This window comes from Vibrio sp. A11 (assembly GCF_013048705.1).
Lineage (GTDB): Bacteria > Pseudomonadota > Gammaproteobacteria > Enterobacterales > Vibrionaceae > Vibrio > Vibrio metschnikovii.
This window is the reverse complement of record NZ_VHSI01000017.1, coordinates 27318-46996: the sequence shown is the minus strand read 5'-3', so window position 1 is coordinate 46996 and position 19679 is coordinate 27318. Positions and strand designations below refer to the sequence as shown.

Annotated in this window: 16 protein-coding genes; 12 read left to right on the top strand and 4 right to left on the bottom strand. The window is 44.9% G+C overall.

What is annotated here, in order from left to right:
• Positions 1-31: 31 nt before the first annotated feature.
• From FKQ60_RS14985 to phoU, 4 genes are read left to right on the top strand one after another with little or no spacing between them, the layout of a single operon-like run.
• Positions 32-2233 carry an ABC transporter permease subunit gene (locus tag FKQ60_RS14985; RefSeq protein WP_170906690.1) on the top strand — a complete coding sequence of 734 codons (2202 nt, stop codon included), beginning with the start codon at positions 32-34 and terminating at the stop codon, positions 2231-2233.
• Between the two features lie 20 nt (positions 2234-2253).
• Positions 2254-3897, top strand: a complete 1644-nt coding sequence (gene pstA, locus FKQ60_RS14980) for a phosphate ABC transporter permease PstA (protein ID WP_170906694.1) — start codon at positions 2254-2256, stop codon at positions 3895-3897.
• A gap of 2 nt (positions 3898-3899) precedes the next feature.
• A complete protein-coding gene (gene pstB / locus FKQ60_RS14975; protein WP_004395863.1) occupies positions 3900-4718 on the top strand; it encodes a phosphate ABC transporter ATP-binding protein PstB in 819 nt (272 codons plus the stop codon).
• A 27-nt stretch (positions 4719-4745) separates the two neighbouring features.
• The gene (gene phoU / locus FKQ60_RS14970; protein ID WP_170906689.1) at positions 4746-5444 is read left to right on the top strand and encodes a phosphate signaling complex protein PhoU; all 699 of its coding nucleotides are present in this window, start codon (positions 4746-4748) and stop codon (positions 5442-5444) included.
• On the opposite strand, the gene FKQ60_RS14965 is transcribed toward phoU, so the two are convergent.
• Positions 5441-6193 carry a copper homeostasis protein CutC gene (locus FKQ60_RS14965; protein WP_170906688.1) on the bottom strand — a complete coding sequence of 251 codons (753 nt, stop codon included), beginning with the start codon at positions 6191-6193 and terminating at the stop codon, positions 5441-5443. The two genes, phoU and FKQ60_RS14965, sit on opposite strands and share 4 nt — an antisense overlap.
• Positions 6194-6526: 333 nt before the next feature.
• Positions 6527-7138 carry a peroxiredoxin C gene (locus FKQ60_RS14960; RefSeq protein WP_170906687.1) on the bottom strand — a complete coding sequence of 204 codons (612 nt, stop codon included), beginning with the start codon at positions 7136-7138 and terminating at the stop codon, positions 6527-6529.
• Between the two features lie 216 nt (positions 7139-7354).
• Between FKQ60_RS14960 and FKQ60_RS14955 the strand changes: the two genes are divergently transcribed.
• From FKQ60_RS14955 to aceA, 3 genes are all read left to right on the top strand, one after another.
• Entirely contained in the window at positions 7355-8260 is a 906-nt protein-coding gene (locus FKQ60_RS14955) for a hydrogen peroxide-inducible genes activator (protein WP_154168999.1), read from the top strand.
• An 838-nt stretch (positions 8261-9098) separates the two neighbouring features.
• Positions 9099-10736: a malate synthase A gene (gene aceB, locus FKQ60_RS14950; protein WP_170906686.1), complete on the top strand. Its 1638-nt coding sequence runs from the start codon at positions 9099-9101 to the stop codon at positions 10734-10736.
• Positions 10737-10872: 136 nt separating this feature from the next.
• Complete coding sequence (gene aceA, locus FKQ60_RS14945; protein WP_154168995.1) at positions 10873-12183, top strand: isocitrate lyase; 1311 nt, start codon at positions 10873-10875, stop codon at positions 12181-12183.
• A gap of 168 nt (positions 12184-12351) precedes the next feature.
• On the opposite strand, the gene FKQ60_RS14940 is transcribed toward aceA, so the two are convergent.
• A complete protein-coding gene (locus tag FKQ60_RS14940) occupies positions 12352-12822 on the bottom strand; it encodes a CBS domain-containing protein (RefSeq protein WP_154168993.1) in 471 nt (156 codons plus the stop codon).
• A 298-nt stretch (positions 12823-13120) separates the two neighbouring features.
• Here FKQ60_RS14940 and queA point away from each other — a divergent pair, with 298 nt between their 5' ends.
• The 5 genes from queA (at position 13121) to secF (ending at position 18645) form a co-directional block, all read left to right on the top strand.
• Positions 13121-14173, top strand: a complete 1053-nt coding sequence (queA, locus tag FKQ60_RS14935) for a tRNA preQ1(34) S-adenosylmethionine ribosyltransferase-isomerase QueA (RefSeq protein WP_170906685.1) — start codon at positions 13121-13123, stop codon at positions 14171-14173.
• 49 nt (positions 14174-14222) lie between these two features.
• The gene (gene tgt / locus FKQ60_RS14930; protein WP_154168989.1) at positions 14223-15362 is read left to right on the top strand and encodes a tRNA guanosine(34) transglycosylase Tgt; all 1140 of its coding nucleotides are present in this window, start codon (positions 14223-14225) and stop codon (positions 15360-15362) included.
• Between the two features lie 113 nt (positions 15363-15475).
• Positions 15476-15808 carry a preprotein translocase subunit YajC gene (yajC, locus tag FKQ60_RS14925; protein ID WP_072668776.1) on the top strand — a complete coding sequence of 111 codons (333 nt, stop codon included), beginning with the start codon at positions 15476-15478 and terminating at the stop codon, positions 15806-15808.
• Between the two features lie 21 nt (positions 15809-15829).
• Positions 15830-17683 (top strand): protein translocase subunit SecD, encoded by a 1854-nt coding sequence (gene secD, locus FKQ60_RS14920; RefSeq protein WP_083797767.1) that lies wholly within the window; start codon positions 15830-15832, stop codon positions 17681-17683.
• Between the two features lie 14 nt (positions 17684-17697).
• Positions 17698-18645, top strand: a complete 948-nt coding sequence (secF, locus tag FKQ60_RS14915) for a protein translocase subunit SecF (RefSeq protein ID WP_154168987.1) — start codon at positions 17698-17700, stop codon at positions 18643-18645.
• A 130-nt stretch (positions 18646-18775) separates the two neighbouring features.
• Here secF and suhB read toward each other — a convergent pair whose 3' ends face one another.
• A complete protein-coding gene (suhB, locus tag FKQ60_RS14910; RefSeq protein WP_170905243.1) occupies positions 18776-19579 on the bottom strand; it encodes an inositol-1-monophosphatase in 804 nt (267 codons plus the stop codon).
• Between the last annotated feature and the right edge of the window lie 100 nt (positions 19580-19679).

The following is a 19679-nucleotide window of genomic DNA, read 5'->3' as shown; positions in this document are numbered from 1 at the left end:
CCCCTCAAGATAACAAGGATAGAGTGAATTGATGCCCCACAGTGAATTTTCATTACAGCAACGAGATCATAAACGACGCTTGAAAGATCGTTGCGTTCGCTTTGCGGTAACCTGTGGTGGGGTTGGAGTCTTAGCGGCTCTGATTTTAATTTTTGTTTATTTGGCGTTGGTCACCCTACCACTTTTTGCAGATGCCAAGCTTGATGCCAACTTTGCTAAACAGCCGATTTCTTCTGTGCAGCCTCAGGTACTGGCGATGGATGATTATGGTGAGCATCTGTTCGTGGTCGATCAATATGGTGAAGCGGAATTTTGGGCGCTAAAGCAACCGAGTGATCAGCCGTTATGGCGACAGCCTTTGTCTTTTGTTCCTGTTAAAATAGAAGCCAGTACGGCACAAGACGGGTGGTATGCGGTTTTGGATGCTGCGCATCAGGTGCATCTTTTTCGTCCTCGGTTTGATTATTCAATAACTCAACAGCGACGAGAGTTTACCCCTGTGCTGGAGTCATTAAGCACCGAATCTACGCTGGTTGCAGCACCAGAGGAAGCGGTGATTGAGCAGTTCAACTTTGCGCTAACGGCTGACTATCTTTATACGGTCAGTTATTTGGCTGACCAACGGGTAATGATTCGTTGGCTGGCGCGACAAGCGCCTTTAGCCATGGCAGAAACGGTATTACCGACTCGGTACGCGCAACTGGATCAACTGCTTATTACTCCAGATGGCCAGACGATTTACTTACGTACCGGCTCGCAATTGGCGGTTATTCAGCGTGATGGTGAAGCGTATCGTCTGCGTGAACAAGTGGATCTTAGTCGCGGTCAGCCGCAGCGTTTAGTAACGAATATGACCTTGTTATCCGGCGCTTACTCGCTGCTGATTACTTACGAGAATGGCGTTGTTAGCCAATGGTTTGATGTTTTACAGCAAGGTCAACGCCAGTTGCAGTCGATTCGTGATTTTCAGCTGGCACCGTCTATTCAGCTTTTGCTCACGGATACTCAGCGTAAAGGTTTTTATACTTTTTATCCTAATGGCACGCTACAAAGTCATTATACCACCAGTGAAAAGCTGGTGTTGTTTGAGCGGGTTTTTCCTAAAGCGCCGACGCTAGCGGTGATGTCGAATAACGAGCGTTATATTGCCACTTGGGACGATGGAATCGTTCAGGTCATTGAATTGGATAATCCTCATCCTGAGATTTCCTTTTCGGCACTATGGAAAAAAGTCTGGTATGAAGGCTATCCAGAGCCGCAGTTTGTGTGGCAGTCAACCGCGGCGAATGAGCAGTTTGAACCTAAATTAAGTTTAGTGCCGATTGCGTTTGGTACATTGAAAGCGGCTTTCTATGCCATGCTATTTGCCGTGCCGATAGCGGTGTTTGCCGCTATTTATACCGCTTATTTTATGAAACCCGCGATGCGTCGAGTGGTGAAGCCGACCATTGAATTGATGGAGGCGCTTCCGACGGTGATCATTGGCTTTCTCGCTGGGCTATGGTTTGCACCTATCGTAGAAAACAATTTAGCAGCGGTAGTCACACTTTTAATCGGTTTACCCATCTCGACGTTAATCATTGGTGTTATCTGGTCTTGGTTACCTAAACGTTATTTGGGGTATGACATTTCCGGTTGGCAAGCACTGATCTTAGTGCCATTAATGATCGTTATCATGGCATTGACGCTCTCTTTTAGTCATCTCATCGAACAAGTCTTGTTTGCCGGAGATGTACTGCTCTTTTTGGATCAAAGAGGCATTGGTTTTGATCAGCGTAATGCGTTAATTGTGGGGATTGCGATGGGATTTGCCGTGATCCCAACGATTTTTACCATTGCTGAAGATGCGATTTTCTCGGTTCCGAAGCATTTATCGGATGGTTCATTGGCTCTTGGGGCGACTGGATGGCAAACCTTAACCCACGTCGTGTTATTGACCGCCAGCCCAGGAATTTTTTCGGCAATCATGATGGGGTTGGGGCGAGCCGTTGGCGAAACCATGATCGTACTGATGGCAACAGGGAATACGCCTATTCTCGATTGGAATATTTTACAAGGCATGCGCACCATTTCAGCCAATATTGCGATTGAACTACCTGAGTCTGCGGTGGGGAGCTCTCATTATCGAGTGCTGTTTTTAGCGGCGTTATTGTTGTTTGTCTTTACTTTTATCGTTAACTCCTTTGCTGAGTGGGTGCGTCAGCGCTTACGCGCCAAATATCGTTCATTATAATCGGGAGCACGTAAATGAAACTGACCCAGCAATTTCAATCTGGCTCTCCTTGGATTTGGCTAACGGCTGGCGCCGTTAGCATCAGTTTGATCTCAGTATTAGGCTTATTGTTATTAATTGGCTGGAAAGGATTAATTTATTTTTGGCCAGCGCCGCTCTATCAATGGCAAACTGAAGATGGTCATACTTTAGTTGGGCAGCTCTATGCTCGAGAAAAGGTGACGGTCAATCATCTTCTTGAGATGGGAATAAGCCTACCTGAAGACGCGATTGCGCAAGGCCACGTGCAACGATTAAACATTAAGGTGGCTAATCGAGACATTTATCAGGCTGATTTTTTGTCGATTCTTGATATTAAATTGTCACCGGCGACCCTTGCTCATGGTTGGGTCGTCTTGCAACGAACCCATGACGGGCAGTTTTATGGTAAGCCGATTGGTTTTGAATCGACACTCATCAGTCAAGAGCAGCCTTTAAGTCCCTCTCAGTGGTTAGCAACCGTTTTTGGGCAGACTCAGCAGATAAGAGCGGAGATCGAGCAGCAAGTTCGACCGCGCATTCGTGAACTGGCTCATCAGTTAACGACGCTTCGTCTCTCAGATCCCAGTTCTTTAAAACAAACCCCTAACCAGCGTACAGAGCGCCAGCAAAAAGAGCAGCAATGGGTGAGTGAGCTGGCCGAAGCTGAGCAACGATTAGAAAGCTTAAGGGCAATATTGGATGATCAGCGACTCTTATTGCAAGATATGGCTGGTGATATGATTGGTATCCCAATGAGTCAGGTGCTCGATTATTGGTATCCCAATGAAATGACCCATGCCGAGAAAGTGATTCGCTGGCTGAAGCATTTGTGGGATTTTTTATCCGACTCGCCTCGCGACTCGAATTCTGAAGGTGGGGTCTTTCCCGCCATTTTTGGCACCGTATTGTTGGTATTGATCATGTCGGTGATTGTGATGCCACTGGGTGTTATTGCTGCGGTTTACCTTCATGAATATGCCAAAGACAATGCTTTTACGCGTTTAATTCGCGTTGCGGTGATCAACCTAGCGGGTGTGCCATCGATTGTTTATGGGGTATTTGGGCTGGGCTTTTTTGTGTATACGATTGGCGCAAGTATTGATAATGTGTTTTATGCCGATAGTTTACCAGCCCCCACCTTTGGTACGCCGGGATTATTGTGGGCGGCATTAACGTTAGCGGTGCTTACCTTACCGGTGGTGATCGTGACCACCGAAGAGGGGTTAACACGCATTCCGCCATCAGTGCGTTATGGTTCATTAGCGTTAGGGGCAACGCAGTTTGAAACCATTTGGCGGATAGTGCTGCCGATGGCCAGTCCAGCGATGATTACTGGGCTGATTCTTGCGATTGCTCGCGCCGCTGGCGAAGTGGCTCCTTTGATGTTAGTCGGTGCAGTTAAGCTAGCCTCGAATTTACCTGTCGATAGCGAGTTTCCTTTTGTACATCTAGAGCGCAAGTTTATGCATTTGGGATTTCACATTTACGATGTTGGTTTTCAAACCACCAATATTGAAGCTGCTCGCCCCTTAGTGTATGCCACGGCCTTTTTACTGGTGACCGTGGTCGTGATGTTGAACTTAACCGCCATTCATATTCGCAATAACTTGCGTGAAAAATACCGAACCTTAGGACAAGATTAAATATGTTTTCTGTTGAGCAAACATTAGGTTATCAGCCTCCCTTAGATGTTCATCATTTAACGGATCAGCAAACCGCGATTACTATTGAAGAACTCAGTTTGTATTACCAACAGACTCGTGCTTTAAATGGAATTTCGATGCGTATTCCCAAAGGGCAGGTGACGGCATTTATTGGTCCTTCAGGTTGTGGTAAGTCGACGTTATTACGCTGTATTAATCGAATGAACGATTTAGTCGATGGTTGTCGAGTTGAAGGCGCTGTGAAATTGCATGGTAAAAATGTCTATGACAGTGATGTCGATGTGCCGACGTTGCGACGCCGAGTCGGGATGGTCTTTCAGCGCCCCAATCCTTTTCCTAAATCCATTTATGAGAATGTGGTCTATGGTCTACGCTTACAAGGTATAAAAAACAGTCGGACACTCGATGACGCGGCAGAGTATTCATTACGAGCGGCGGCCTTGTGGGATGAGGTAAAACATCGTTTGCACGAAAATGCATTTGGATTATCCGGTGGACAGCAGCAACGCTTGGTTATTGCGAGAGCGATAGCGATTGAACCCGAGGTATTGTTGTTGGATGAACCTACCTCTGCGTTGGACCCTATTTCAACCTTAACCATTGAAGAATTGATTCATGAGTTAAAAAAACAATATACCGTGGTGATAGTGACGCACAATATGCAGCAAGCGGCACGAGTCAGTGACCATACGGCTTTTATTCATATGGGAAAGTTGATCGAATATGCAGATACAGATTCTATTTTTACTTCTCCATTGAAAAAACAGACCGAAGACTACATTACTGGTCGATATGGCTAATCAAATAGCAAAAAATAGGATGGCATGATGCAGTTAGGCCGACATATTTCAGGACAATTTAATGTCGAACTTGAATCGATTCGAACCCATGTACTGACCATGGGAGGGTTGGTGGAACAGCAACTCTCTTTGGCGATGCAGGCGCTGCACAAAGAAGATATCGAGCTAGCACGCAAAGTGGTTCGAGATGACCATCAAGTCAATGAAATGGAAGTGTCAATCGATGAAGCGTGCACGCGAATCATCGCTAAGCGCCAGCCGACGGCCAAAGATTTGCGTTTGATTATGGCCATCATTAAAACCATTACCGATTTAGAACGCATTGGTGACGTCGCGACTAAAATGGCCTATATCGTAATAGAAAGCCCTGCCGATAAAGAACGTCGCTTTCAAGTCTCATTAGAGCCACTCTGCCGTCAAGCTATCGCCATGCTGCATCAAGTCTTAGATGCTTTTGCTCGCATGGATGTGGTCGCGGCGGCGGCTTTGCATAAACAAGATGATAAATTAGACCAAGAATACGAAGCGGTGATCCGTCAGTTAATGACCTATATGATGGAAGACCCGAAAAATATACCGCACATTTTGCAAGTGATGTGGTCGGCTCGTGCTATTGAACGGGTCGGTGATCGCTGCCAAAATATTTGTGAATACATTATTTACTTTGTAAAAGGTAAAGATGTTCGTCACTTAGGCAAACAATCGATAGACGATGCGTTGCGCTAAACCAAGCCCCTCAATAGTTCAGCGACTTGAGCAATCGCGGTTGGATTCGTTACCGGGATCATAAAATCATCCACGTCCGCTTGGCCCATTTTTGCGGCAGCGGATTTGAGCTGCATGTGACTGGGCCGTACGCTTTTACCTGATAAGTGGACTTCCTGTACCCCAGTTTGTTGAATAATCCGCGTCACATTATTCGCGGTTAATCCTGCACCTGCCATAATGCGAATTCTGCCTTTGGCAAGGGAGACCATGTCTGCCAATGTAGAGATACCTTGTTCTACTTGAGGTGCTTGTCCTGAGGTAAGTACTCGCTCACATCCTAAATCAATTAAGAGTTCAAGCGCCTGACGAAAATCCCGACATTGATCAATTGCTCGATGGAACGTCACACCTAAACCATGTTGCTGAGCACGGGTAACCAGTTGCTTGACCTGTGATTCGTCTATCTCCCCCTGTGCGGTTAAGGCCCCAATGACGACACCTTGGAGCTTAGCTTCGGCTGCAGCATCAATGTCATCTAACATCATGGCGATGTCATCGTGGTCATACAAAAAATCGCCTTGGCGTGGGCGTATCATGGCATACACCGGAATGGTTGATAGGCGAGCACTTTGCTTCATCATGCCATAGCTGGGGGTTAGCCCTCCTAACGCTAACGCTGAGCAAAGTTCGATACGCGTCGCGCCTCCTTGAATGGCATAATGCAGCGATTCGATATTATCAATGCAGACTTCAAGTTCATAATTCATGATGATCTCTCACTTAAACGGTTTGAGTTGTTGATGCTGATTTTATCAGTCTGCCGCGATAGCGTCTGTTAACCTAAGGTCTGAAATAGAGGTAAAGTTAAGCTTTTTACCTTTCCTTAAATAGTGTGAGTGAGTGATTTAGAGTGCCTAGGAATTGGCGTTTATTGAGGATGGCATGAATGAAAAAAGCCCAAAACCAGTGGCTTTGGGCTTTGATGACTTTACTTATGACTGATTGGCTTATGCGTTAAACGCTTTTTATTGTGTCCAACCTTTATCCGTGTGGCTCGAGTTGAGCGCGAGCCATTAATAGGCCGGTAGTGGCCTATTAACTTATTTCTTACCTAGCTCACCAGCATGCTCAGATAGGAATGCAGCTACGCCTTCACTAGAGGCTTTCATGCCTGCTTTACCTTCTTCCCATTGCGCAGGGCAAACTTCACCGTGCTTTTGGTGGAAGTTAAGCGCATCTACCATACGTAGCATTTCATCGATGTTACGACCAAGAGGCAGATCGTTAACCACTTGGTGACGAACTAGGCCTTCTTCATCAATCAGGAATGAACCACGGAATGCAACACCCGCTTCTGGATGCTCGACATCGTAAGCTTTAACGATTTCGTGCTTGATATCTGCAACCAATGGGTATTTAACTTGGCCGATACCGCCGTTTTCTACCGGAGTATTACGCCATGCGTTGTGTGAGAATTGTGAATCGATAGAAATACCGATCACTTCAACGCCTTTAGCTTGGAAATCTTCAAAACGCTTGTCAAAAGCGATAAGCTCTGAAGGACAAACGAAAGTGAAATCAAGAGGGTAGAAGAAAACAACGGCTTTCTTACCTTTTGTAAACTGTGCAAAGTTGAAGTTTTCAACGATTTCACCGTTACCAAGAACAGCTGCAGCAGTAAAATCAGGGGCTTGACGACCTACGAGTACCATTTTTTTGCTCCTAAGATGATGGTTAATGCTTGATAAAACAGCATGTTTTATCAAGTCCATTTAAACGAGACAAACTATAGTACACCATGTAGCATAGAAAAAAGCGAATTAAATAGATTAAGTTAATCGAAAAAAGCGATAAGAATTGGTGGCTGAATTTACTCGGTACGAGAAATCGCGCTTTAAGCTATTTGAGTGGAGAATAAAGAGAATACGATGAATAAATGGCCAAGCTTAAAGCAGCTACATTATTTGATTACGTTATATGAAACACGGCATTTTAGTGAAGCGGCTGAACGGTGTTTTGTTAGCCAATCGACACTGAGTAAAGGCATTCAAAATTTGCAGACTCTGATTGGTTGCCCTTTATATGAGAAATCGGACAAAAAAAGCCCGTTGGTTTTTACTTATGCCGGAGAACAAGTGGTAAAGGGAGGGCGTGAATTACTGGCGAAAGGTAAAGATCTGCTGGAGTTAGGTCAGCAGTGTCAAAATGGGCCAATGGAAGGACAGCTTAAACTAGGCTGCATTCCGACGATCGCGCCTTTTTTATTGTGTGATTTGGTGCAAGAGCTTAACCAACGTTATCCTAAGTTACACTTATTATTACGCGAAGATACGACCGCTAATCTATTAAACGCCTTGCGAGTCGGAGAGCTCGATGTGTTAATTCTCGCCTTACCGATGGACATTGGTCAGATGATGAGTCGAATCGTTGGTCGAGATCCTTTTAGGATGGTGATTAGCCGTCAGCAGGCGGACCGTATTCGAGTACCTATCACTTATGATGATCTGCCTAATGAATCGGTATTTTTATTAGAGCATGAGCACTGCTTAACTGAACATGCGGTATCTGCCTGTAAGTTAACCGATAAAGAAAAAATCAATCCTTTTATGGCAACCAGTTTACATACCTTAGTACAAATGGTTGCCAACGGATTAGGTATGACCTTTATTCCGCAAATGGCGATTGAACATGGTCTGTTAGACAATCAAAACTTAGTGATTATTGATCCTCCCGGTCAGCAGGCTTATCGAGAAATTGGTGTGGTATGGCGTCCCGGTTCATCTCGCCAGCCAACTTTCGAACAGCTTGCCGAAGTTGTGGCGCAGCTATTATAACGCCCTCTCAGGACAAAATAAGGGAGGGACGATGACAGCGATACACTCTTCGTTTTGGAAGTTGCTGTGATATTAGCGACGTTTGTTTACTCTAACTCCATCATTTATCTATGTTCATGGAGCCAGTGAGAGCGAGTTTTGGCTCTCATTGGCATTGGTGACGTTTTTTCCAGATAAATTTGCCAGTGACTTGCTTGCTAGCGGTTAATAGCGCCAAGTCGTTTGGAGAGCATAATGATGTTAAGCCGTTTGGCTGTTCTATATATTTGCGGTTTTTCTAGTTTTATTTGCCATTTTTTATTAATTAAATAGAGTTTAACTCTGCTAGTGAATCTTTTTTTGTCAAATTTTACAGCCATAAAGTTTTGAAGCTTTCATAAAATAGTAAAACTTCACATGGTTAATTTTACATCTTTTCCCCATTCCATTGTTTCAACATTCGGTTATCTATCCTGCTTGAACCCTGAAAATACGATATCGCTGATCGATTTAATTATCGAACGACTGTTTTAAACGACTTTCACGGTTAATTTTTAATGTAATTTAATTACGTAATAAATTACATTTTTTAGGCCAGTAATAAACGATAGTTTGAAACGGAATAAAACGTTGAATTTAACGATGCGTTAACTTTCACTCTTTAATTGTAATGGCTTATAGGGTAATGTTTGTCTTGAGTTTGTTGGGTTATATCGTGCTGACTTACCTTTGACTCATTGATGGATTAAGTCAGGCTTATAAGCACAACTCGCCAATATTATTGTTATACGCTTACTGTGTTTTTTGTAGTTCTAAATTTACAAATGACAGATAAAGATACTCTCTAAGGAAGGATGCCATGCTTGCTCAAACCCCCGATAAATCGTCATCAGCCATTGAAAACGCTAAGCATCACGATCAATTAGTTGTTAATGGGGCTCTATCCTCGGAACATAGCACCATTTTCCCTGTTGAAGCCCAAACCTTTTTAGCTGAGCTGTGTCGTCATTTTGCATCGCGAGTGAATACGTTACTCAATGAGCGCGAACAGCAACAGCAGCGTATTGATCAAGGTCACCTGCCTGATTTTTTAGAGCAAACCATCGATATTCGTGAAGGCAGTTGGAAAATCCTTGGTATTCCTAATGATCTGCAAGATCGAAGAGTAGAAATTACCGGTCCAACGGATCGTAAAATGGTCATCAATGCACTCAATGCCAACGTTAAAGTCTTCATGGCCGATTTTGAAGATTCGATGTCACCCGCTTGGGATAAGCTGCTCGATGGACAAGTGAATTTGCGCGATGCGGTGAATGGCACCATCAGTTATCGTAATCCAGATAACGATAAGGTCTATCAACTTAAAGAAGATCCAGCCGTGTTGATTTGTCGAGTTCGAGGGCTGCATTTACAAGAGAAGCATGTCCTATTTGCTGAGCAAGCGATTCCCGGGGCTTTATTTGATTTCGCTTTGTATTTTTTCAATAACTATAAAGCGTTATTGAAAAAAGGCAGTGGTCCTTATTTCTATTTACCAAAACTCCAAGCTTATCAAGAAGCGCAATGGTGGAGTGATGTCTTCCATTTTACCGAAGATTATTTTGGTTTAGAGACCGGGACGATAAAAGCGACGGTATTGATTGAGACTCTGCCTGCGGTGTTTCAGATGGATGAAATCCTCTTTGCTCTTAAAGAACACATTGTGGGGCTCAACTGTGGCCGCTGGGATTATATCTTTAGCTACATTAAAACGTTGAAAAAACACCCTGATCGCGTGTTGCCTGACCGTCAAGTCGTGACGATGGATAAGCCATTTTTGAATGCTTACTCACGTTTATTGATCTATACCTGCCACCGACGCGGCGCATTTGCCATGGGAGGCATGGCGGCCTTTATTCCTGCCAAAGATCCTGCGCTTAACGCTCAAGTACTGGAAAAAATCCGTCATGACAAAATGCTGGAAGCGATGAATGGCCATGATGGAACTTGGGTCGCTCATCCCGGATTAGCGGATACCGCTATGGAGGTCTTCAATCAAGTGCTGGGTGAGCGTCGTAATCAATTGGATGTGACTCGTTTATCGGATGCGCCAATCCTTGCAGAAGCGCTGCTTGCTCCTTGTGATGGCCCACGGAGCGAGCAAGGCATGCGACACAATATTCGTGTTGCTTTGCAATACGTCGAAGCGTGGATTTCTGGTAATGGCTGTGTACCAATTTATGGTTTGATGGAAGATGCAGCGACCGCAGAGATCTCTCGCGCTTCAATTTGGCAATGGATTCAGCACGGTAAAACCTTAGATAACGGACAAGTAGTCACGAAAACGTTATTTCGTGATTACTTAGCTCAAGAAATTGAAGTCGTTAAAGCTGAAGTTGGGCAAGCACGCTTTGATCAGGGACGGTTTACCGAAGCAGCTGAATTGATTGAACGTCTCACCACCAGTGACGACCTCGGTAACTTTTTAACCATCCCGGGCTACGACTATTTGGCGTAGAACGGTCTTAACCAATAATAAATAACAGTAACGTGAAACCGAACTTCAAAGCTCACTGAATCGAAGTGAGTGGCGAAAAGGACGATATCGGCGTGTGCCATCAGCCACGCGAAACCAATGATAAGAGGGACAGAACATGACATTAACTCGCCGCCAGCAAATCGAAGCACTAGAAAAAGATTGGGCAACGAATCCACGTTGGAAACACGTTAAGCGGACATACAGTGCAGAAGATGTCGTTAATTTACGGGGCTCAGTCACCCCAGCCAATACCATAGCCCAGCGTGGTGCAGATAAATTATGGGAACTGGTAAACGGTAGTGCTAAAAAAGGCTACGTTAACTGTCTTGGTGCTTTGACGGGAGGACAAGCCGTTCAACAAGCTAAGGCTGGTATCGAAGCGATTTACCTTTCAGGTTGGCAAGTCGCGGCGGACAATAATACCGCTGGGACGATGTATCCTGATCAATCGCTCTATCCGGTCGATTCGGTTCCTAGCGTTATTAAACGCATCAATAATGCGTTTCGTCGCGCTGATCAAATTCAATGGTCAAATGGCAAATCTCCACAAGATGAAGGGGGTATCGATTACTTTTTACCAATAGTCGCTGACGCAGAGGCGGGGTTTGGCGGCGTACTGAATGCTTATGAACTGATGAAATCGATGATTGAAGCCGGTGCGGCAGGGGTTCATTTTGAAGACCAATTGGCGTCGGTGAAAAAATGTGGCCATATGGGCGGCAAGGTACTGGTTCCTTCTCAAGAAGCGGTGCAAAAATTGGTCGCTGCGCGTCTGGCTGCTGATGTTGCTGGAACAACTACGCTGGTGATTGCTCGAACCGATGCTAACGCCGCGGATCTATTAACGTCGGATTGTGATCCATATGATGCCGATTTTATTGTTGGTGAGCGTACCGCTGAAGGCTTCTATCGTGTTCGTGCTGGGATCGATCAAGCGATTTCTCGTGGTTTGGCTTACGCTCCTTACGCCGACTTAATCTGGTGTGAAACCGCTAAACCCGATTTAGAAGAAGCGCGACAGTTTGCTGAAGCGATTCATGCTCAGTACCCTGATCAACTCTTGGCTTATAACTGCTCGCCATCGTTTAACTGGGAGAAAAACCTGGATGCCGAAACGATCGCCAAATTCCAGCAAGAATTAGCGAATATGGGCTACAAATACCAATTTATCACTTTAGCTGGCATTCATAACATGTGGTTTAACATGTTTGAACTTGCTCATGCCTATGCTCAAGGTGAAGGCATGCGTCATTATGTTGAAATGGTTCAGCGTAAAGAGTTTGCCGCCGCCGAGAAAGGCTATACGTTTGTGGCTCACCAACAAGAAGTGGGCACGGGTTATTTTGATAAAATGACCAATACGATTCAAGGTGGTCAATCGTCAGTCACTGCGCTAACCGGTTCAACCGAAGAAGAGCAGTTCTAACTTCTGCATGGTGATAATCTGATGACGCAAAGTTGCAGGGGACAACTGCAACTTTAATAAATTTATCGCATCAATTAATTGTCTGAGTGATAGCAAGTTATCTCAAAACTAAAAAGAGCAAGGGTATTGATTACCATGCTCTTTTTATTTATCTATTCTATTGACCAGCTACAAAACGTCTTGCTCAAAGTCGTTATCCGTATCGACTTCGTCGGGCTCGCTGTTTTCTTGTAATTCTAGCAAGTTGATCGCAATAGCGACGAAGTCGCTATCGGTAATGATCCCGACCAACTCGCCTTTGTTGACTACCGGTAAACAGCCAACTTTATGCCGTTGCATGTAGATAGCACTTTCTTTTAGGCCGGCTTGTGGAGCGACCGACATGACGCCCGTGTGCATGACCTCATACAAAGGGGTCGTTTCGGTATGTGAGGTATCGGTAATTTTGTTGTATAGACTCGACTCTTGTGCTGCCAATACATCGCGATGAGTAATAATGCCTAATAACCGGCGATTGGCATCGACAATAGGAATATGACGAATATCTAATGCTTCCATCATATTTCGGGCGTCGGCTATTGTGTGGGTACGCAACAAAGTATGTGGGTTGCGAGTCATCATGTCTTCAACTTTGATCATAACCAACTCCTTTTCCTTTCGATGATCGGTAACCAAGTTTAACTGGCCAATGAACGTGACGTAGCGCGCGGTCTGTTGATATTTAGTATAGGTTTGTTTGTGGTTAATATCTGAGAGTTAAGTCAGCTTTTACTGGTAATCGCAACAGAGAAGCCGCTAAGTCACTTTTGATTACAATCCTTAATCGATGGAACGTATCCTAGCTGCTGACAATCCTGTATCTTGCCGGAGCTTGGGTATATACTGTTGCGCCGCGAAATGAACCGTCGCTAACCTTATCAATAACTAAGAAAGAGCCATGCAAGTTTCAGATTTTCACTTTGACCTCCCAGATGAGCTAATCGCTCGTTACCCGAAAGCGCAGCGCACTGATAGTCGGTTACTGCGATTAAATGGCACCACCGGTGAACGGGTTGATGGCACATTTACCGATGTGTTGCATTATATTGAGCCAGGAGACTTATTAGTCTTTAACAATACTCGTGTTATCCCAGCTCGTTTATTTGGTCGTAAAGCCAGTGGTGGTAAATTAGAAGTGTTGGTTGAGCGTATGCTCGATGAGCGCTCTATTTTAGCGCACGTTCGTTGTTCCAAGCCGCCTAAGCCGGGGACGGAACTGTATCTGGGTGAGCAGGACCAATATTTAGCGACCATGGTTGCACGCCATGATGCCTTGTTTGAGATTCGATTTAATGCCCAGCAAACGGTTTTGGAAATCTTAAACCATATTGGTCATATGCCTTTGCCGCCATACATTGATCGCCCCGATGAAGAAACCGATAAAGAGCGTTATCAAACGGTTTATAATCAAAAGCCGGGCGCCGTTGCCGCACCAACAGCAGGGCTACATTTTGACCAAGCATTATTGGATCAAATTCAAGCTAAAGGCGTTGAGTTTGCCTATGTGACTTTGCATGTCGGCGCGGGTACTTTCCAACCTGTGCGCGTGGAAAATATTCATGATCACCATATGCATGCTGAATACGTTGAAGTACCAGAAGAAGTGGTTGCGGCAATTGCAGCGACCAAGGCTCGTGATGGCAGAGTGATTGCGGTTGGGACAACCTCGGTGCGTTCTTTAGAGAGTGCAGCGCAAGATGCACTTGCGAAAGGCACAGCGTTAGCGCCTTTTTTTGGTGACACGGATATTTTTATTTTCCCTGGTTATCAATATCAATTGATTGATGCATTGATCACCAATTTTCATCTACCAGAGTCGACGCTGATTATGTTAGTCAGTGCCTTTGCTGGTTATGAGCACACTATGGCTGCTTATCAGCATGCGGTAGAGCAGAAATATCGCTTCTTCAGCTATGGTGATGCGATGTTTATTGAAAAAAATCAGGCTTAAGCTTGATCCCTTAATATCGTCAGACTGTTTCTCTGACATTGGAGGCTTTGTGAAGTTAACGTTTGAACTGAAAAAGAAAAATGGCAATGCGCGTCGAGGTCAGTTGACCTTTGAACGTGGCACCGTACAAACCCCGGCCTTTATGCCTGTTGGTACTTATGGCACAGTAAAGGGCATGACTCCGGAAGAAGTTAAAGAAACGGGTGCTGAAATTTTGCTGGGTAACACCTTCCATCTTTGGCTACGTCCAGGCCAAGAAGTGATGAAAATGCATGGTGATTTGCACGACTTTATGAATTGGCAAGGCCCGATTCTGACGGACTCTGGTGGTTTCCAGGTCTTCAGTTTGGGCGAAATTCGCAAAATCACCGAAGAGGGCGTGCATTTTCGCAACCCTGTAAATGGTGACAAAATCTTTATGGATGCTGAAAAATCGATGGAAATCCAAAAAGATTTAGGTTCAGATATCGTAATGATTTTCGATGAATGTACGCCTTACCCTGCGACGCATGAAGAAGCAAAAAAATCGATGCAAATGTCATTACGTTGGGCGCAGCGCTCTCGTGACCATTTTGATAAGCTCAACAATACCAATTCACTTTTTGGCATTGTTCAGGGTGGCGTATACGAAGATTTACGTGATGAGTCAGTGAAAGGACTAACACAAATCGGTTTTGATGGTTATGCGGTCGGTGGCCTTGCGGTTGGAGAGCCCAAGCCCGATATGCATCGTATTTTAGAACACACCTGCCCTCAGCTGCCTGAAGATAAGCCTCGCTACTTAATGGGCGTGGGTAAGCCAGAAGATTTGGTAGAAGGTGTGCGTCGTGGCGTCGATATGTTTGACTGTGTGATGCCAACACGAAATGCTCGTAACGGACACCTATTTGTGACCGGTGGTGTGATCAAGATCCGTAATGCAGTACATAAAACAGATACAACACCACTGGATCCGCACTGTGACTGTTACACTTGCAAAAATTATTCTAAGTCGTACTTGCACCATTTGGATCGTTGTAATGAGATCCTTGGCGCTCGTCTGAATACTATTCACAATCTACGTTATTACCAACGATTGATGGAAAGTATTCGTAAAGCGATAGACGAAGATCGCTTTGATCAATTTGTAGAAGCGTTTTACGCACGCCGTCAACGCGAAGTGCCGCCGCTACAAATCGAACAAGCGTAATGGCAAGCACTGAGATGGATTTATCCTGAAGGGTCTATTCATGGCTTGAATTTGTCTTAGTGCGGCCCAATACCTACAAATATTACAAACAATAACTTAGAGGACGTTTCTCAATGAGTCTAATTTCTGTAGCGCACGCAGCAGGTGAAGGTGCATCACAGGGTGGTGGTTTCGAAATGCTGATCATGCTTGGCATGTTTGCGGTAATTTTCTATTTTATGATTTACCGCCCACAGTCTAAACGAGTGAAAGAGCATAAAAGTCTAATGGCCTCAATGGCGAAAGGTGATGAAGTCTTAACCAGTGGTGGTTTAGTGGGAAGAATCACTAAAATCGCTGATGATAACGATTTTATCTCTGTTGAATTGAACAACAATAATGAAGTTGTGATCAAAAAAGACTTCGTTTCTGCCGTGTTACCAAAAGGTACACTTAAATCTTTGTAAAACAGCTAGAGGATCCTCGCTGTGCTAAACCGTTATCCGTTATGGAAGTACTTAATGGTTGTGTTTGCCATTACCATTTCTGCTTTATACGCACTTCCTAATCTTTACGGTGAAGATCCGGCTATTCAAGTTACAGGGGCGCGTGGCGCCTCTGTAGATATGTCAACGCTGGATGCTGTCACTGAAGCGCTCGATAAAGCGCAACTCTCTCATAAATCCATTGCTTTCGAAAATGGCTCCATTTTGGTGCGTTTTAATGACACTGATACCCAAATCAGTGCTCGTGACATCATTAATGAAGCTTTAGGCAATGACACCATTGTTGCGCTGAACTTAGCGCCTTCCACTCCTCGTTGGCTAGAATCCATTGGCGCAGCGCCGATGAAACTTGGCCTTGATTTACGCGGCGGAGTTCACTTTTTAATGGAAGTGGACATGGACGCGGCAATGGAGCGATTAGTCAGCCAACAAGAAGAAGCTTTTCGTAGTGAATTGCGCGATGAGAAGATCCGCTACCGTGCGATCCGCAGTCAAGCGGATTCCGTCGAGATCATTTTACGCGATGCCGCTCAGCTTGAAGAAACTCGCCGTCTATTAGAGGCGAATCATCGTGATATGAATTTTACCGCTTCTGATCGTGATGGGCGCTTCCTCTTGGTAGCCAAATTTACAGACGCCCGTTTACAAGAGATTCGCAACTACGCGGTTGAGCAAAATATCACTATTTTACGCAATCGTGTCAATGAATTAGGGGTTGCAGAACCTTTAGTTCAGCGTCAAGGTGCGAGTCGGATTGTGGTTGAATTACCTGGCGTACAGGATACTGCACGTGCGAAAGAAATTTTAGGTGCGACGGCAACCCTTGAGTTTCGTGAAGTCGACGCTACGGCTGATCTGGCTGCCGCAGCGGCAGGTCGAGTGCCTGCAGGTAGTGAAATTAAACTGGATCGCGATGGTCGTCCTGTTGTTTTAAAACGTCGAGTCATTTTGGGTGGTTCAAGTATTACTGACGCCAGTTCAAGTGCCGACGAATACGGTCGCCCACAGGTCAATATTTCTCTTGATAGTGAAGGTGGCAGTAAGATGTCGGCTTTCTCAAGAAATAATATTGGTAAGCTGATGGCAACGGTATTTGCTGAATATCGAGACAGTGGTGAAAGAACCGACGATGGCCGAGTGATTTTAGAAAAGCATGAAGAAGTCATCAACCAAGCGACGATTCAGTCAGCATTGGGGCGTAATTTCCGAATCACCGGCATCAACTCGGCGGCTGAGGCTCAAAATTTAGCGTTATTACTACGTGCAGGCGCATTAATCGCACCGATTTCGATCGTTGAAGAGCGGACGATTGGCCCGTCAATGGGACAACAGAATATCGACATGGGTATTCAAGCTTGTATCTGGGGTTTGTTTGCGGTGATGATCTTTACTGCACTCTACTATCGTACGTTTGGCTTGATTGCTAACTTAGCCTTGTTGACCAACTTAGTGTTGATTATCGGCATTATGTCGATGATTCCCGGAGCAACCATGACCTTACCCGGCATTGCCGGTATTGTGTTAACGGTTGGTATGGCGGTAGATGCTAACGTGCTGATTTTTGAACGTATTCGTGAAGAGCTACGTGAAGGTCGTAATCCGCAACAAGCGATCCACCAAGGTTACGCCAATGCGTTTAGTACCATTGCTGATGCGAATATCACGACGCTGATCACGGCGATTATTTTGTTTGCGGTGGGTACTGGTGCGATCAAAGGCTTCGCCGTTACTTTATCGATTGGTATCTTAACGTCGATGTTTACCGCGATTATCGGTACGCGTTGTGTGGTTAACCTGCTGTATGGCGGGAAACGTATTAATAAATTGTCGATCTAAGGCTAGGAATCATTATGTATCAAATTCTGAAAGCAGAGAAAACGATCGACTTTATGCGTTGGTCAAAGTTTACGTTTGTCTTATCGCTATTGATGATTGGCGCGTCAATTTTTACCTTATCCACAAAATGGTTAAACTGGGGATTGGACTTCACTGGCGGAACACTGATAGAAGTGGGTTTTGCCGAGCCTGCGAATCTGGAGAAAATTCGCCATGCTCTTGATGAGCGTGGATTTGGTGATGCAACAGTACAAAACTTTGGTTCAGCACGTGATGTAATGGTCCGTTTGCGCCCTCGTGAAGGGGTCGCTGGAGAAACGCTCGGTAACCAAATTCTGAATGCCATCAAAGAGGGAACGGGTGAAAGCGTTGAGATGCGCCGGATCGAGTTTGTTGGTCCTAACGTTGGTGATGAGCTGGCAGAAGCGGGAGGCTTAGCAATTTTAGCCTCACTGATCTGTATTTTGCTTTACGTTTCAATGCGTTTTGAATGGCGTTTAGCCTCTGGGGCCGTATTATCTCTAGCTCACGACGTAATCATCACCCTAGGTATTTTCTCGTTACTGCAAATCGAAATTGATTTAACGATCGTGGCCGCTTTACTAACGGTGGTCGGCTATTCGTTGAACGATACGATAGTGGTCTTTGACCGTATTCGTGAGAATTTCCGTAAGTTGCGTAAAGGCGATTCAGCGGAAGTAATGAATAGCTCCATTACGCAAACGCTGAGTCGGACGTTAATTACTTCAGGCACGACGTTGTTTGTGGTGATCGCATTATTTGTCCAAGGTGGTGCGAATATCCATGGTTTTGCTACCGCATTACTGCTGGGGATCACGGTAGGTACTTACTCTTCTATCTACGTTGCTTCGGCGTTAGCGTTAAAGCTTGGTATTACCCGTGAGCATCTTATTCCAGCACCTATAGAAAAAGAGGGTGCTGAGTTGGATGAGTTGCCTTAGCTTAAGGTTGACAGGTGACAGTGAGATTCGTCTTCACCAGTAACAAAAAAACCGCTGAATATTCAGCGGTTTTTTTTATCAAGCGAGCATGGATGATTGGTGCCATGCTGATTGTTTGACAATAGAACGGTTATTTAAAAATCGCACTGTTTCCGTTTTCACGGATGTGTTGCAAAATCGCTTTTACACCACGTGGGCTTGAGCCGACAATATTGCCTGATTGCATGTAATTAGTACCGCCAGCAAAATCGGCCAGAATTGCGCCTGCTTCACGAGCGATCAGTTCGCCTGCCGCCATATCCCATGGTTTAAGACCTAACTCAAAGTAGCCATCGACACGGTTAGACGCTAAATAACATAAATCTAAGGCGGCTGAGCCAGTACGACGAAAATCAGCGCACTCAACAAACAAAGAAGAAATAATTTTTAGGTAAGATTCAGAATGTTGTTTTTGCTTAAATGGGAAACCAGTCGCAAGGATAGCCCCTTGTAGATCTTTCAATGGTTTAACGCGAATACGACTATTGTTTAATTGAGCGCCAGAGCCACGTTGTGCGGTAAATAGTTCATTTAACATTGGGTCATAAACACAGGCAACTTCGGTGCGACCGTTCATTCTTACGGCAATCGATACCGCAAAATGAGGGATACCTTTCACGAAGTTATTGGTTCCATCCAGTGGGTCGATGATCCATTGTACGTCTTTATCTTTACCTTCGATAAGACCGCCTTCTTCGGCAATAATGCAGTGCTCAGGGTAAGAGCTTTGGATGGTAGCAATGATTAGCGCTTCCGCTTCTTTGTCGACATTAGTAACAAAGTCATTGCTTCCTTTTTGAAAGGATTCAATTTTGTCAGCGTTTTCTAGAGATTTAGCAATATGATTACCTGCTTTTCGCGCAGCGCGAATAGCAATGTTTAGCATTGGATGCATACGAGTTTCCCAACGGATGTTAAAGAACGAAAAAAGCGGAGCGGATTATAGCAAAATCATACCAAAAAGGAAGTGGTTATTTTTTGCTCGCTTAATGGTT

What these genes read in the sequence shown, in the direction of transcription:
- FKQ60_RS14985 (WP_170906690.1), top strand. Translation starts at nt 32, where the DNA reads ATGCCCCACAGTGAATTTTCATTACAGCAACGAGATCATAAACGACGC.
- pstB (WP_004395863.1), top strand. Translation starts at nt 3,900, where the DNA reads ATGTTTTCTGTTGAGCAAACATTAGGTTATCAGCCTCCCTTAGATGTT.
- phoU (WP_170906689.1), top strand. Translation starts at nt 4,746, where the DNA reads ATGCAGTTAGGCCGACATATTTCAGGACAATTTAATGTCGAACTTGAA.
- FKQ60_RS14965 (WP_170906688.1), bottom strand. Translation starts at nt 6,193, where the DNA reads ATGAATTATGAACTTGAAGTCTGCATTGATAATATCGAATCGCTGCAT.
- FKQ60_RS14960 (WP_170906687.1), bottom strand. Translation starts at nt 7,138, where the DNA reads ATGGTACTCGTAGGTCGTCAAGCCCCTGATTTTACTGCTGCAGCTGTT.
- FKQ60_RS14955 (WP_154168999.1), top strand. Translation starts at nt 7,355, where the DNA reads ATGAATAAATGGCCAAGCTTAAAGCAGCTACATTATTTGATTACGTTA.
- aceB (WP_170906686.1), top strand. Translation starts at nt 9,099, where the DNA reads ATGCTTGCTCAAACCCCCGATAAATCGTCATCAGCCATTGAAAACGCT.
- aceA (WP_154168995.1), top strand. Translation starts at nt 10,873, where the DNA reads ATGACATTAACTCGCCGCCAGCAAATCGAAGCACTAGAAAAAGATTGG.
- FKQ60_RS14940 (WP_154168993.1), bottom strand. Translation starts at nt 12,822, where the DNA reads ATGATCAAAGTTGAAGACATGATGACTCGCAACCCACATACTTTGTTG.
- queA (WP_170906685.1), top strand. Translation starts at nt 13,121, where the DNA reads ATGCAAGTTTCAGATTTTCACTTTGACCTCCCAGATGAGCTAATCGCT.
- yajC (WP_072668776.1), top strand. Translation starts at nt 15,476, where the DNA reads ATGAGTCTAATTTCTGTAGCGCACGCAGCAGGTGAAGGTGCATCACAG.
- secF (WP_154168987.1), top strand. Translation starts at nt 17,698, where the DNA reads ATGTATCAAATTCTGAAAGCAGAGAAAACGATCGACTTTATGCGTTGG.
- suhB (WP_170905243.1), bottom strand. Translation starts at nt 19,579, where the DNA reads ATGCATCCAATGCTAAACATTGCTATTCGCGCTGCGCGAAAAGCAGGT.